At 70.0% G+C, this 14,765-nt stretch carries 11 protein-coding genes; 10 read left to right on the forward strand and 1 reads right to left on the reverse strand.

Annotation, left to right across the window (positions count from 1 at the left end):
* Nucleotides 1-36: 36 nt before the first annotated feature.
* Nucleotides 37-2,529, forward strand: coding sequence for a Tex family protein (locus PWF70_RS09775; RefSeq protein ID WP_035752210.1), 2,493 nt, complete (start codon nucleotides 37-39; stop codon nucleotides 2,527-2,529).
* Between the two features lie 48 nt (nucleotides 2,530-2,577).
* Here PWF70_RS09775 and PWF70_RS09780 read toward each other — a convergent pair whose 3' ends face one another.
* Nucleotides 2,578-3,444, reverse strand: coding sequence for an alpha/beta fold hydrolase (locus PWF70_RS09780; RefSeq protein ID WP_035752211.1), 867 nt, complete (start codon nucleotides 3,442-3,444; stop codon nucleotides 2,578-2,580).
* Between the two features lie 148 nt (nucleotides 3,445-3,592).
* Between PWF70_RS09780 and PWF70_RS09785 the strand changes: the two genes are divergently transcribed.
* The 9 genes from PWF70_RS09785 (at nucleotide 3,593) to PWF70_RS09825 (ending at nucleotide 14,677) form a co-directional block, all read left to right on the forward strand.
* Nucleotides 3,593-5,032, forward strand: a complete 1,440-nt coding sequence (locus tag PWF70_RS09785; RefSeq protein ID WP_035752213.1) for an acyltransferase family protein — start codon at nucleotides 3,593-3,595, stop codon at nucleotides 5,030-5,032.
* 95 nt (nucleotides 5,033-5,127) lie between these two features.
* On the forward strand, nucleotides 5,128-6,180 hold the full coding sequence (gene pheS, locus PWF70_RS09790; RefSeq protein WP_035752522.1) for a phenylalanine--tRNA ligase subunit alpha: 1,053 nt from the start codon (nucleotides 5,128-5,130) through the stop codon (nucleotides 6,178-6,180).
* Between the two features lie 56 nt (nucleotides 6,181-6,236).
* Nucleotides 6,237-8,708 (forward strand): phenylalanine--tRNA ligase subunit beta, encoded by a 2,472-nt coding sequence (pheT, locus tag PWF70_RS09795; RefSeq protein WP_035752215.1) that lies wholly within the window; start codon nucleotides 6,237-6,239, stop codon nucleotides 8,706-8,708.
* Nucleotides 8,709-8,780: 72 nt separating this feature from the next.
* Nucleotides 8,781-9,839 carry an N-acetyl-gamma-glutamyl-phosphate reductase gene (gene argC, locus PWF70_RS09800; protein ID WP_035752218.1) on the forward strand — a complete coding sequence of 353 codons (1,059 nt, stop codon included), beginning with the start codon at nucleotides 8,781-8,783 and terminating at the stop codon, nucleotides 9,837-9,839.
* On the forward strand, nucleotides 9,836-11,110 hold the full coding sequence (argJ, locus tag PWF70_RS09805) for a bifunctional glutamate N-acetyltransferase/amino-acid acetyltransferase ArgJ (protein WP_035752221.1): 1,275 nt from the start codon (nucleotides 9,836-9,838) through the stop codon (nucleotides 11,108-11,110). The genes argC and argJ overlap by 4 nt, the downstream gene beginning before the upstream one ends.
* A complete protein-coding gene (gene argB / locus PWF70_RS09810; protein ID WP_006360749.1) occupies nucleotides 11,107-12,033 on the forward strand; it encodes an acetylglutamate kinase in 927 nt (308 codons plus the stop codon). Before argJ ends, argB begins: the two co-directional genes overlap by 4 nt.
* Complete coding sequence (locus PWF70_RS09815; RefSeq protein ID WP_279939373.1) at nucleotides 12,030-13,223, forward strand: acetylornithine transaminase; 1,194 nt, start codon at nucleotides 12,030-12,032, stop codon at nucleotides 13,221-13,223. Before argB ends, PWF70_RS09815 begins: the two co-directional genes overlap by 4 nt.
* Nucleotides 13,220-14,143 (forward strand): ornithine carbamoyltransferase, encoded by a 924-nt coding sequence (gene argF, locus PWF70_RS09820; RefSeq protein ID WP_280089067.1) that lies wholly within the window; start codon nucleotides 13,220-13,222, stop codon nucleotides 14,141-14,143. Before PWF70_RS09815 ends, argF begins: the two co-directional genes overlap by 4 nt.
* A gap of 27 nt (nucleotides 14,144-14,170) precedes the next feature.
* Nucleotides 14,171-14,677, forward strand: coding sequence for an arginine repressor (locus PWF70_RS09825; RefSeq protein WP_006360746.1), 507 nt, complete (start codon nucleotides 14,171-14,173; stop codon nucleotides 14,675-14,677).
* The last annotated feature ends 88 nt before the right edge of the window (nucleotides 14,678-14,765 follow it).

Below are 14,765 nucleotides of genomic sequence, written 5' to 3' on the forward strand. Positions count from 1 at the left end.
AGGCGGCCGGTAGGGTCGGCGATCGTGTCAGAAACCGTGTCACCCGCGTCCGTGCCCCAGCCCGAGTCCGCTCCCGCAGTCCCCGCCCCATCGGATGCCGCGACCCCGCAGACGGTGCCCACCCCCGACCCCGCGGTCGTGAACGCCCGCATCGCGTCGGCGATCGCCACCGAACTCGGCGTCGGCGTCGGACAGGTCCGGGCCGCGATCGAACTACTCGACGGCGGGTCGACCGTCCCGTTCGTCGCCCGGTACCGCAAAGAGGTGACCGGCGGTCTCGACGACACCCAACTGCGCACCCTCGACGAGCGTCTCGGATACCTGCGCGACCTCGAGGCCCGGCGTCAGTCGGTCCGCGAGTCGATCGCCGCACAGGGCAAGCTCGACGCCGAACTCGACGCACGAATCCTCGCGGCCGACACCAAGGCCCGCCTCGAGGACATCTACCTGCCGTACAAGCCCAAGCGCCGCACCAAGGCCCAGATCGCCCGCGAGGCCGGGCACGAGCCGGTGGCCGACGCGCTGCTGTCGGATCCGACCACCGATCCGTCGACCTTCACCGCCGAACAGCTCGACGGCGCCCGCGCGATCGCCGTCGAGCGGTTCGCCGAGGATGCCGACCTGGTCGGTGAACTGCGTGAACTGATGTGGCAGACCGGCGTGCTGCGGACTGCCGTCCGCGAGGGCAAGGAGGCGGCCGGCGCCAAGTTCGCCGACTACTTCGACTTCTCCGAACCCTTCACCTCGATCCCGTCGCACCGGGTGCTCGCGGTGCTTCGCGGAGAACGCGAGGAGATCCTCTCGGTCACCCTCGACGCCGATCCCGAGGCGGCCGATCGTCCGGCCGGACCCGGTCCCTACGAGCAGCGCATCGCTGCCCGGTTCGGGATCTCCGATCAGGGCCGTCCCGCCGACCGCTGGCTCGCCGACACCGTCCGCTGGGCGTGGCGCACCAAGCTGTTCGTCGGACTCTCGCTCGACGTCCGGATGCGTCTGCGCCAGGCCGCCGAGGCCGACGCGGTGGCCGTCTTCGCCACCAACCTCAAGGACCTGCTCCTGGCCGCCCCGGCCGGCGCCCGCACCACGATGGGCCTCGACCCCGGCCTGCGGACCGGCGTGAAGGTGGCCGTGGTCAACGAGACCGGCAAGGTCGTCGACACGGCCACCATCTATCCGCACGAGCCGCGTCGCGACAAGGCCGGTGCGCTGGCGGTGCTGGGTGCGCTCGTCCAGAAGCACGGCGTCGATCTGATCGCGATCGGCAACGGCACCGCGTCGCGGGAGACCGACGCCCTGGCCGGCGAACTGATCGCCGCGATCAAGGACTCCGGTAAGAAGCCGCCGACGAGCGTCGTGGTCTCGGAGGCCGGGGCATCGGTGTACTCGGCGTCGGCGTACGCCTCGAAGGAACTGCCCGACCTCGACGTGTCGATCCGTGGCGCCGTGTCGATCGCCCGCCGCCTGCAGGACCCGCTCGCGGAACTGGTGAAGATCGATCCCAAGTCGATCGGCGTCGGCCAGTACCAGCACGACGTCTCCGAGACGCTGCTCGCCCGGTCGCTCGGCGCCGTGGTCGAGGATGCGGTGAACGCGGTGGGTGTGGACGTGAACACCGCATCGGTGCCGCTGCTTTCCCGCGTCTCCGGCATCACCGCCGGACTTGCGGAATCCATTGTCGCGCACCGTGACTCGAACGGGGCCTTCCGCAGCCGCAAGCAGATCACCGATGTGCCGCGCCTCGGGCCCAAGGCGTTCGAGCAGTGTGCCGGCTTCCTCCGGATCACCGACGGCGACAACCCGCTCGACGCGTCCAGCGTGCACCCGGAGGCCTACCCGGTCGTCACCCGCATTCTCGACAAGGTCGGCGCCGACGTCCGCTCGCTGATCGGTGACACCGCCACCCTCACCAAGCTGCGTCCCGACGACTTCGTCGACGAGACCTTCGGTCGTCCGACCGTCATCGACATCATCGCCGAGCTCGACAAGCCGGGTCGCGACCCGCGCCCCGAGTTCAAGACGGCGACCTTCGCCGCCGGGATCGAGAAAGTCTCCGACCTCACGCCCGGCATGGTGCTGGAAGGTCAGGTCACCAACGTGGCGGCCTTCGGCGCCTTCGTCGACGTGGGCGTCCACCAGGACGGCCTGGTCCATGTGTCGGCGATGGCCCACCGCTTCGTGTCCGACCCGCACGAGGTCGTGAAGTCCGGCGACATCGTGAAGGTGAAGGTCATGGACGTCGACGTCGAACGCAAGCGGATCGGACTGTCGCTTCGCCTCGACGACGAGCCGGGGACCGGCAACTCCGGCGGCAAGGGCGGCACTCGTGCGCCGCGCAGCGACAACGAGCGCGGCAACCGCGGTGGGGGCGGAGGCCAGGGACGCCGCAACGATCAGCGTGGCGGCCAGGGCGGCCAGGGCGGTCGCGGCAACCAGGGCAACCGCGGCGGCGGCAACAACCGCAACGACCGCCGGCCGGCGCCGAGCGGTGCGATGGCCGACGCGCTCAAGCGCGCCGGCTTCGGCAAGTAGTTCTCACGTCGACGGTCCCGGCGCTTCGCGTGCCGGGACCGTTGCGTTTCAGCGGGATTCGGTGCTCACGAGATCGTCGAGGAAATCGATCAGACCGCTACTCAGGACGTCGTTGTCATCACCGCTGACCATGTGGCCGGCGCCGGTGACGTCGATGTAGCGGGCACCGGGGATCAGTTCGAGGAGTTCCCGTGCGCCCTCGTCGCTGACAACGTCGGACTGTTTGCCCCGGATGAGCAGGGTCGGCACCCGCACCGCCCGAGCGGCCTCCCGTGCACGTTCCTCGCGTTCGGCGGCCGTCCGCTCCATGTGGTCGCGCGGCGCGAGCATTCGCGGGTCCCAATGCCAGTACCAGCGGCCGTCGCGCTCGCGGAGGTTCTTGCGGAGCCCCTCGATCCGGGGCGGGCGACTCCGGTGCGGGTTGTAGGCGACGACGGCGTCGAGGGCGTCCTGGAGACTGTCGAAGCCGGTGAGTCCGTCGCGCATGAAGCCGGTGATCTTGGCGATCCCCTCGGGTTCGGCGGTGGGCGTGATGTCGACGAGGACCAGCGCCCGTGCGATGGACGGGTCGTGACCCGCAGCGTGCAGGGACGCCAGCCCGCCCATCGAGGCACCGATCAGTACCGGCGGTTCACCCAGGTCGTCGACGATCTGCCGCAGGTCGCGGGCGTGCGCACCGTTGCTGTAGTCGGCGTCGTCGGGCCATTCGCTGTCGCCGTGGCCGCGGGCGTCGATGGTCAGAGCGCGCCAGCCGTGCTCGGCGAGGCGGGCACCGGTCCGCTGCCACGAGTGCCGGGTCTGTCCACCTCCGTGCAGCAGCAGTGCGGTGCCGGTCGGCGGGCCGGAGGGTTCCCAGATGTCGGCGGCGAGCCGGATACCGTCGCCGCGCAACTGGGTGATGCTGGAGGGCTTCATCTCTTCGTCTCTACCCGTGCGCGTGGGCAACCGGAGAGCTTTCCGGCGGCCCGTGACATGTGCCACACGCGAGTGCTGCGGGGATTGCCGCCCCCGACCGAGTAATTCTGCTCAGGCCCGGCGGGACGCTCCTGGCGAGACTCGATGAATGCTCACGACCTCCGCTCGACCGACCGCCGGAAAGCCGGCGGAAAGGCTGCCGACGCCACACGAACTGGCGGCGCTCACCGGCGACCGCGACCGGGTCGTCGACCTCATCCGCATCTGCTCGTTGCTCGTGGTGGTCGTCGGTCACTCGATCATGCTGACCGTCGACACCTCCGACGGTGCGATCCGCCTCGGCAACACCCTCGGCGAGGTACCGATCCTGCAGCCGGCCACCTGGCTGCTCCAGGTGCTGCCGCTGTTCTTCTTCGCAGGCGCCGCGGCGTCGACGCATGGCTGGATGTCGCGGGCATCCGACGACCCTCCCGCCGCGGGGCACTGGCTGTTCACCCGCACCCAGCGTCTTCTCCGACCGCTCGGCTGGTATCTGGGAGTGGTGCTGGTGGTGCTGGCCGGGCTGACGACCGCCGGCCTGGACGCCGCGGCCGACGTAGTCGCGCGACTCGGCGTTCAACTGCTGTGGTTCCTCGGTGCGTATCTCCTCGTGCTGGCCGTCGTCCCGCTGCTACAGCGGATCCGCACGCCTCTCCACGTGTTCTTGGCGCTCGGAACATGCTGGGGGAGTACGGCACTCATCGACGCCATCCGGCTCCACGCCGGCCCGTCGTGGCTGGGCTATCTGAACTTCCTCACCGTGTGGACGATCCCCGCCGTGCTCGGAGTCGCCTACGCCAAGCAGATCCTGCGTCCGGGGACCGCCGCGGCCGTGTCCATCGGTGCCCTGATCCTCGACACCGGGCTCGTGCACCGGGGTCCGTACGAGATCTCGCTCGTGACCGTGCCGGGGCAGCAGCTGTCCAACATGAGTCCGCCCAGCCTGCTCCTCGCCGGTCACGCGATCGTGCTCTGCGCAGGTGCCGTTGCCGTCCGCCGGGTACTGGCGACGATCGCCGGACGTCCGCGGGTCTGGTGGTGGGTCGTCCTCGGCAATCGCGGCGCGATGACGCTGTACCTCTGGCACCTGCCGGTGCTCGCCGCGGTCATCGTCCTGGGCGCGGTGACGGGCCTGGACCGTGCCGACGTGCAGTCCGCGTCGTTCCCGATCGTCGTCGGCGTCCAGACGATGCTGCTCCTCGCGCTCATGGTGCCCGTCGTCGTGATGCTGTCTCCGCTGGAGAACCGGCCGCTGCCGTGGTGGGACGGCCCCGTCGCCCGGCGAGCGGGACGCGCGCGGGACCTGACCCTGCTGGCCGCGCTGGTGTGCCTCGGCATCGCGGTCCTGATGGTGTCGCGGTACGGCCTGCTCGGCGACGGCATCGGGTGGCTGATTTCCGGGATCGGATGTGCGGTGACGGGTCGTGTCCTCGCTCTTCGACCCGCTGCGCGAGGCGGGGGAGACGCGGTTCCCGGAGACGACGCCTCCCTGCAGGTCAGTGCGTCGCGGCGGTCGACTACCCTCGATGAGAGTCATCGCCGCCGTTGACGGTCGTCCCGAGCCGGTTTTCCGCGCCCGAGCAGCCCTGGCGCGTGACGAGGACGCGTCCATCCACCGACCCACGCATGAGGAGCTCGCCGACCGTGGCCACTTCCGCCGACGAAACGGTATTCCCCGGACCCGACGACCTCGAGGCGGCCGCGGCGTCGGCCATCGAGGCCTTCGAGGCGGCGGCCGACCTCGAGCAGCTGTCCGCGGCGAAGTCCGCGCACCTCGGCGACCGCTCACCGATCGCGCTGGCCCGACGCGCACTCGGCAGCCTGCCGAAGGAAGAGCGCTCGGCGGCCGGCAAGCTCGTGAACCAGGTTCGCGGGCGGGTCACCGCGTCGCTCGAACTCCGGACCGCGGTCCTCGAAGCCGAACGCGATGCGGCGGTCCTCGTCGCCGAGTCGGTCGACGTCACCCTGCCCAGCGGCCGCCGCCCGGTCGGCGCGCGCCATCCCATCACCGTGATCGCCGAGCAGGTCGCCGACGTCTTCGTCGGCATGGGCTGGGAGATCGCCGAGGGCCCCGAGGTCGAGACCGAACACCACAACTTCGACGCTCTCAACTTCCTGCCGGATCACCCGGCACGGTCGATGCAGGACACCTTCTACATCGCGCCCGAGGGCTCGCGTCAGGTGCTGCGCACGCACACCTCGCCGGTCCAGGTGCGCTCCATGCTCAACCGCGACCTGCCGATCTACGTGGCCTGCCCCGGCCGCACGTTCCGCACCGACGAGCTCGACGCCACCCACACCCCGGTCTTCCACCAGATCGAGGGACTCGCCGTCGACAAGGGTCTGACCCTGGCGAACCTGCGCGGCACCCTCGAGACATTCGCCCGTGCGCTGTTCGGGCCGGAGACCACCACGCGGATGCGTGCGTCGTACTTCCCGTTCACCGAACCGTCGGCCGAGGTCGACGTCTGGTTCCCCGCCAAGAAGGGCGGACCCGGCTGGGTCGAGTGGGGCGGCTGCGGCATGGTCAACCCGAACGTGCTCCGCGCCAGCGGAATCGACCCGGACGTCTACTCCGGCTTCGCCTTCGGCATGGGCCTGGAACGCACCCTGCAGTTCCGCAACGACATCTCCGACATGCGCGACATGGTCGAGGGCGACATCCGGTTCACCCTCCCGTTCGGTCCGGCCGCCTGAGCGGCCCGGCACGCATCCTCAGACTTCCACGACGCGACGAAAGTAGTTGATACACAGTGCGTGCACCACAGTCCTGGTACACAGAGGTCCTGCGCTCGGGCGACCCGGAGTGGTCGGCGACCACCGAGGAGATCGACGCGGGATTCGTCCGCGTCGGTTTCGAGATCGAGGACATCGAGAAGTTCCCGGAGATCACCGGACCGCTGGTGATCGGTCGCGTGGAGACGATCGAGGAGCTCACCGAGTTCAAGAAGCCGATCCGCTTCTGCACCGTCGAGGTCGGTGAGGCCGAGCCGCGCGGCATCGTCTGCGGCGCCCGGAACTTCGCCGTGGGTGATCTGATCGTCGCCGCACTGCCCGGTGCCGTGCTGCCCGGCCCGTTCGAGATCGCCTCGCGCAAGACCTACGGCCGCGTCTCCGACGGCATGATCTGCTCGGTCTCGGAACTGGGCATCGGCAACGACCACAGCGGCATCCTGGTGCTGGCCCCCGGAACCGCCGAGCCCGGCGCCGACGCCCGCGAGGTCCTCGGACTCGACGACGCCGCCATCGACGTCAACGTCACCCCCGACCGCGGATATGCCTTCTCGATCCGCGGTCTCGGCCGCGAGCTGGCGAGCAGCTTCGAGGTGCCCTTCGTGGATCCGGGCGTCGTGGAAGCCGGCGTCACCGCGGAGGGCACGCCGTGGCCCGTCGCCATCGAGGACGGCTCCGGCGCCACCCGCTACACCGCGCGCGTGATCACCGGCGTCGACCCGAAGGCGATCTCGCCGTGGTGGATGCAGAAGCGACTCTTGGTCGCCGGAATCCGACCGATCTCGGCGATCGTCGACGTCACCAACTACGTGATGATCGAACTCGGTCAGCCGCTGCACGCTTTCGACGCCGACCGCATCACCGGCACCGTCACCGTCCGCTCGGCGAAGCCGGGCGAGAAGTTGCGCACCCTCGACGAGGTCGACCGTGTGCTCGACCCCGAAGATGTCGTCATCGCCGACGCGACCGGACCCATCGCCCTCGCGGGCGTGATGGGCGGCGGCGCGACCGAGGTGGGCGACTCGACCACCACCGTGCTGCTGGAGTCGGCGACCTTCGACCCCGTCCGCGTCTTCCGCACCGGCAAGCGCCACAAGCTGACCTCCGAGGCGAGCAAGCGCTTCGAGCGCATCGTCGACCCGGAGATCACCGCGGTCGCGTCCGATCGCGCCGCCCAGCTCATCGTCGAGATCGCCGGTGGCACCATCTCGTCGCCGCTGTCCGAGGCGCGCGTCGCGACGCCGCTCCCGTCGGCGATCAGCATCGCCGCCGACGAGCCCGATCGTGTCGCGGGTATCAGCTACCCGGCGGGCACCACCGCCGCGCGCCTCACCGAGGTCGGTTGCGTGGTCACCGGCACCGACACCCTCGACGTCGTCCCGCCGTCGTGGCGTCCCGACCTCAAGCAGCGTGCCGACCTCGTCGAAGAGGTGCTGCGGCTCGAAGGTCTCGAGGACATCCCGGCCGTCGTGCCGCGCGCTCCGGGTGGCACCGGCCTCACGCCGGTGCAGCGGCGCCGTCGCAGCGTCGGACGCACCCTCGCCCTCGACGGTTATGTCGAGGTTCTGCCGTACCCGTTCATGCCGGCCGGGGTCTTCGACCTCTGGGACCTGCCCGCCGATGACGAGCGCCGCCGCACCGTCAAGGTCCTCAACCCGCTCGAGTCGGACCGGCCCGAACTCAACTCGACGCTGTTGCCGGGCCTGCTCGAGATGGCCGCGCGCAACATCGCCCGTGGTCAGCGCGATCTGTCGCTGTTCACCATCGGTCAGGTCGTCATCGCCGGTGACCACGTTGCGCCCGTCCCCGCGCTCGACGTGACGCAGCGCCCCACCGATGAGGACATCGAGGCGCTCGACGCCTCGCTGCCGCATCAGCCGCTGCACGTCGGCGTCGTCCTGACCGGCCTGCGCGACCCCGCGGGGCCGTGGGGTCCGGGACGTGCCGCCGACTACCTCGACGCCTTCGAGGCGGCTCGCACCATCGCGCGTGCTGCGGGAGTGGAGGTCGAACTCTCCGCCGCCGATCACCGGCCGTGGCATCCCGGCCGCTGTGCCCGACTGACCGTCGACGGACGCACGGTCGGCTACGCAGGCGAGCTCCATCCGGCGGTGCTCGAACGCGCCCACCTGCCCAAGCGTGCCTGCGCGGTCGAGATCGACATCGACGCCCTGCCGCTCCGCGAGGTGCTGCCCGCTCCGGCGGTGTCGGTGTTCCCGGCCGTCCTGCAGGACGTCAACGTGGTGGTCGCGGCCGACGTGCCGGCCGCCGACGTCCGGTCGGCGCTGCGCGACGGCGCGGGTGAGCTGCTCGAGGCCATTGCCCTGTTCGACGTCTTCACCGGCGAGCAGGTCGGCGACGGCAACAAGTCGCTGACGTTCTCGCTGCGCTTCCGCGCGAGTGATCGCACGCTCACGGAGGACGAGGCCAACGCCGCGAAGCTGGCCGCGGTCGACGCCGCCGCCGAACGAGTGGGCGCCCGCCTCCGCTGACACGAGGGCCGGACCGCCGACCCACTCCACCCCGTCTATGAATTGATTTGCAGGCTGCTGCATAATGATTGCATGGCTTCGACAAGCTCAACCAGCAAGGTGAAGGTCGCGGTGGCCGGCGCGAGCGGCTACGCGGGCGGTGAGATCCTCCGACTCCTGTGCGGGCATCCACGTCTGCGATCCGGCGAGCTCGAGATCGGTGCGCTGACTGCCGGCGGCAACGCCGGCACCACGCTCGGATCCCACCATCCGCACCTGTTGCCGCTGGCAGATCGGGTTCTCGAGGAGACCACTCCGGAGATCCTGAGCGGCCACGACGTGGTCTTCCTGGGGCTGCCGCACGGCGCATCGGCCGTCATCGCCGACGCCCTGCCGCCGACCACGCTGATCATCGACTGCGGCGCCGACTTCCGGCTGCGCGATGCCGGTGACTGGACCTCGTATTACGGCGGCGATCATGCAGGCACCTGGCCGTACGGCCTGCCCGAGCTACCCGGCAATCGGGAGGTCCTCAAGGACGCCAGCCGGATCGCCGTTCCGGGTTGCTACCCGACGGTGTCGATCCTGTCGTTGCTCCCGGCGATCGCCGCGGGGCTGGCCGAGCCGCACGTGACCGTGGTCGCGGTCAGCGGCGCGTCGGGTGCCGGTCGTTCGCCGAAGGTCGATCTGCTGGCCTCCGAGGTCATCGGGTCGGCCCGGGCCTACGGTGTCGGCGGAGTCCACCGGCACACCCCGGAGATCTCGCAGGCACTGTCGGAGGCGGCGCAGCAGCCCGTCACCGTCTCGTTCACCCCGATCCTCGCGCCGATGGCCCGGGGCATCCTCGCGACGTGCACCGCACGGACCACCGCAACCGGTGACGAAGTGCGCGCGGTCTACGAAAAGGCCTACGCCGACGAGGAATTCATCCACGTCCTACCGGAAGGCCGCCTGCCGGCGACCGGTTCGGTCATCGGTTCCAACGCCGTTCAGCTCGGGGTGACCGTCGACGAGCGCGCGCAGACCCTCGTGGTCGTCGGCGCCGTGGACAACCTGACCAAGGGGACCGGTGGCGCCGCGGTCCAGTCGATGAACCTGGCGCTGGGCTGGACAGAGAACGAGGGACTGAGCACCGTGGGAGTTGCACCATGACAGGCGTTGACGGAACCGGAATCCCGAACGCGCAACCGGATCCGGAGCGCATCGAGGGCGGGGCCCCCGGCGACACGCCGCGGCTCCTCCGCGAACAGGGTGTCACCGCGCCGCTGGGTTTCCGTGCTGCGGGAATCGCGGCCGGTATCAAGGAATCCGGTAACCCCGACCTCGCCCTCGTGTTCAACGAGGGTCCGGACCACTCGGCCGCCGGCGTCTTCACCAGCAACCAGGTCAAGGCGGCACCGGTGCTGTGGTCCCAGCAGGTCCTCACCACGGGCACGCTGCGCGCGGTGATCCTCAACTCGGGCGGCGCCAACGCATGCACCGGGCCCGGCGGATTCCAGGACACCCACAAGACGGCCGAAGCCGTCGCGGAGGCCCTGAGCAACTGGGGGACCAGCACCGGCGCCGTCGAGGTGGCAGTCTGCTCGACCGGCCTCATCGGCGACCGCCTCCCGATGGACAAGGTCCTCACCGGCGTCACCGAGATCGTCCAGGAGATGGGCGGCGGACTCACCGGCGGCACCGACGCGGCACACGCCATCATGACCACCGACACCGTGCCGAAACAGGCTGCGCTGCACCACCCACAGGGATGGAACGTCGGCGGCATGGGCAAGGGCGCCGGGATGATGGCGCCGTCGCTCGCGACGATGCTCGTGGTGCTCACCACCGACGCCGCAGCCACCACCGACCAGCTCGACACCGCACTGCGCCGCGCGACCGCGCGGACCTTCGACCGGCTCGACATCGACGGCTCCATGTCCACCAACGACACCGTGCTCCTGCTGAGTTCGGGTGCCAGCCAGATCCCGGTCGACCAGGCCGATCTCGACGAGGCCGTCTTCGCGGTCTGCGACGACCTGGCCGCCCAGATGCAGGCCGACGCGGAGGGTGTCACCAAGCGGGTCACCATCACCGTCACGGGCGCACCGACCGAGGACGATGCCCTGGTCGTCGCCCGGTTCGTGGCCCGCGACTCGCTGGTCAAGACCGCTCTGTTCGGCTCCGACCCCAACTGGGGCCGGGTGCTGGCCACGGTCGGCGCGTCACCGGTCCGGATCGATCCGGACGTGATCGCCGTGTCGTTCAACGGATTCCCCGTGTGCGAGAACGGTTGTGGCGTCGAAGGAGCGCGCGACGTCGACCTCTCCGGTGCCGACATCGACGTCCTCGTCGACCTGAAGCTCGGCGACGCCTCGGCGTCGGTCCGGACCACGGACCTCTCGCACGCGTACGTCGAAGAGAACTCGGCGTACTCGTCATGAGCGACACGACACCGGATTCCGGTGCCCACCAGATCGATCCGGCCGCCGGCCTCGTGAAGGCGAAGGTCCTCGCCGAAGCGCTTCCCGCGCTGCAGGAACTCGCCGGCGCCACGATCGTCGTCAAGTACGGCGGCAACGCCATGGTCGACGACGAGCTGAAGAAGGCGTTCGCCGCGGACATGGTGTTCCTCCGGGCCTGCGGGATGCACCCCGTCGTCGTGCACGGTGGCGGACCGCAGATCTCGGCGATGCTGAAAAAGCTCGGCCTGCAAGGAGAATTCAAGGGAGGATTCCGGGTCACCACACCCGAGGTGATGGACGTCGCCCGGATGGTTCTCTTCGGTCAGGTCGGTCGTGAACTGGTCGGTCTCATCAACGCCCACGGCCCTTACGCCGTCGGCATCACCGGTGAGGACGCCCATCTGTTCACCGCAACGCGGCGGACGGTTCTCGTCGACGGCGTCGCCACCGACATCGGACTCGTCGGCGACATCTCCTCGGTGAACACCTCCGCGGTGCTCGATCTCGTTGCGGCAGGGCGCATCCCGGTGGTCTCGACCATCGCCCCCGACCGCGACGGCGTCGTCCACAACATCAACGCCGACACCGCGGCCGGTGCGCTCGCCGAGGCGCTCGGCGCATCGCGGCTGGTCATGCTCACCGATGTCGAAGGGCTGTACACCGATTGGCCCGACCGCGGGTCGCTGGTGTCCCGGATCGACACCGATTCCCTGGCCGAACTGCTGCCCTCGCTGGATTCCGGCATGGTCCCGAAGATGGAGGCCTGCCTGCGTGCGGTGACCGGGGGAGTCGAACGCGCCCATGTGATCGACGGCCGCGTCGCCCATTCCGTGCTGGCCCAATTGCTGACCGAGAGCTCCACCGGCACCACCGTCGTCGACCCGCGTGAGGAGGACCAGTGACCGCACCGCTGCAACAGCGTTGGGGCCAGTCCCTGATGAAGAACTACGGCACCCCGCCGATCGCCCTGGTCGGCGGTTCGGGACCGTACGTCACCGATGCCGACGGCAAGCGATACCTCGACCTGCTCGGTGGGATCGCGGTGAACTCCCTCGGCCACGCGCATCCCGCGATCGTCGAGGCCGTCACCACCCAGTTGCAGACGCTCGGGCACGTGTCGAACCTGTACATCTCGCCGCCCGTCGTCGAACTCGCGGAGAAGCTGCTCGACCGCTTCGGCCACCCGGGTCGCGCGTTCTTCTGCAACTCCGGCACCGAGGCCAACGAGGCCGCCTTCAAGCTCGCGCGCCGGACCGGCCGGCCGGAGATCGTGGCCGCCGAGAAGGCCTTCCACGGCCGCACCATGGGTGCGCTCGCCATGACCGGGCAGCCGTCGAAGCGTGCGCCGTTCGAGCCGATGCCCCCGGGCGTGCGGTTCGTGCCCTACGGCGACACCGAGGCACTCGACGCCGCGGTCACCGACCAGACCGCCGCTGTCATCCTCGAACCGATCCTCGGTGAGGCCGGCGTGATCGTCCCGCCCGCCGACTATCTGGCCGCCGCCCGCCGCATCACCAGCGAGCGCGGCGCGCTGCTGATCCTCGACGAGGTGCAGACCGGCGTCGCACGGACCGGGACCTTCTTCGCCCACCAACAGGTGGGTGTGGTGCCCGACGTGATGACACTGGCCAAGGGCCTCGGCGGCGGACTGCCGATCGGTGCGTGCATCGCCACCGGCCCGGCCGCCGAGCTGTTCGAACCCGGCCAGCACGGCACGACCTTCGGTGGCAATCCCGTCGCCGCGGCGGCCGCGCTCGCCGTGCTCGGGGTCATCGAGTCCGAAGGCCTCACCGATCACGTTGCCGCCGTGGGAAAGACGATCGCCACCAGCATCGAGGACCTCCACCACCCGCTGATCGCCGGCGTGCGAGGCGCCGGTCTGCTCCTCGGCATCGAACTGACCGAGGCGCTGTCCGGACGCGCCGAGGCCGCGGCGCGCGACGCCGGATTCCTCATCAACGCACCGGCACCCGACGTGCTGCGGCTCGCACCGCCGCTGATCATCACCGAGGAACAGGCACAGTCCTTCGTCGGCGCGCTGCCGGCGATCCTCGACACCGCTGCCCAGAACGACAAGGGAGACAAGGCATGACGCGTCACTTCCTACGCGACGACGACCTCACCCCCGCCGAACAGGCCGAGGTGCTCGCCCTCGCCGCCCTGGTGAAGGCCCAGCCGTTCGCCTTCCGCCCGCTCGAGGGACCCCGCGGGGTCGGGGTGATCTTCGACAAGAACTCGACTCGTACGCGCTTCTCGTTCGAGGTGGGCATCGCCCAGCTCGGCGGTCACGCGGTGGTCGTCGACGGTCGCACCACCCAGCTCGGCCGCGAGGAGACCCTCGAGGACACCGGACGCGTGCTGTCGCGCTTCGTCGACGCCGTCGTGTGGCGCACCTTCGGGCAGGACCGCCTCGAGGCGTTGTCGTCGACGGCAACCGTGCCGGTCGTGAACGCGCTGTCGGACGAGTTCCACCCGTGCCAGGTGCTCGCGGACCTGCAGACGATCATCGAGCAGAAGGGCTCGCCCAGCGGTCTGAAGATGACCTATCTGGGCGACGGCGCCAACAACATGGCCCACTCGCTCGGCCTGGGCGGCGTCACCGCCGGGATGCACGTCACGATCAGCGCTCCCGAGGGTTTCCAGCCCGATCCGGCGATCATCGCCGACACCGAGCGTCGTGCCGCGGAGACCGGGGGATCGGTTCACCTCGTGACCGATCCCGTCGAAGCGGTCACCGGTGCCGACGTCCTGGTCACCGACACCTGGGTGTCGATGGGTCAGGAGGAGGACGGCAGGGACCGCACGGCACCTTTCCGGCCGTACCAGATCAACGACGAGTTGCTCGCCCACGCCGCCGACGATGCGATCGTGCTGCACTGCCTGCCGGCTCATCGTGGCGACGAGATCACGGCGTCGGTCATCGACGGTCCGCGCAGTGTCGTCTTCGACGAGGCCGAGAACCGTCTGCACGCGCAGAAGGCCCTGCTGATCTGGCTGCGGGAGCACCAGTGAGATGACACCAGAGAGTCAGGACGAGTTGTGACCGCCGGAGCCGAACCCACGGAGAACCGCCTCGCCGCGACCCGCGCGGGCCGGCATGCGCGGATCATCGACATCCTGTCGACCCACCAGGTGCGCAGCCAGTCGGAGCTGCAGCGGTTGCTGGCCCAGCACGGAATCGATGCCACGCAGGCCACGCTGTCGCGTGATCTCGACGAGCTCGGGGCCGTGAAGCTGCGGGCCGCCGACGGCGGCGCGGGTGTGTACGTGGTGCCGGAGGACGGTTCGCCAGTGCGCGGCGTGTCGGGCGGGACCGATCGCCTCTCGCGCCTCGTGTCGGAACTGCTGGTCTCCACCGACAGCAGCGGCAACCTCGCCGTGCTGCGCACGCCGCCGGGCGCCGCTCACTACCTGGCGGCCGCCCTCGACCGCGCCCGGCTCCCCGACGTGGTGGGCACGATCGCCGGTGACGACACGATCTTCGTCGTCGCCCGCGAGCCGCTCGACGGCGCCGAACTCGCCAAACGGATCGAGGGCCTCGTGTAAACCCCCCGTCCCGCTGCAGAACCACCGGCCGCGCCCGCCGACGGCCGGACAGCACAAGTACCGCAACCGAACACACCGCCAACCGAGA

It is taken from the genome of Gordonia sp. Swx-4 (assembly GCF_030316175.1).
In the GTDB taxonomy this organism is placed as follows: Bacteria; Actinomycetota; Actinomycetes; order Mycobacteriales; family Mycobacteriaceae; genus Gordonia; species Gordonia alkanivorans.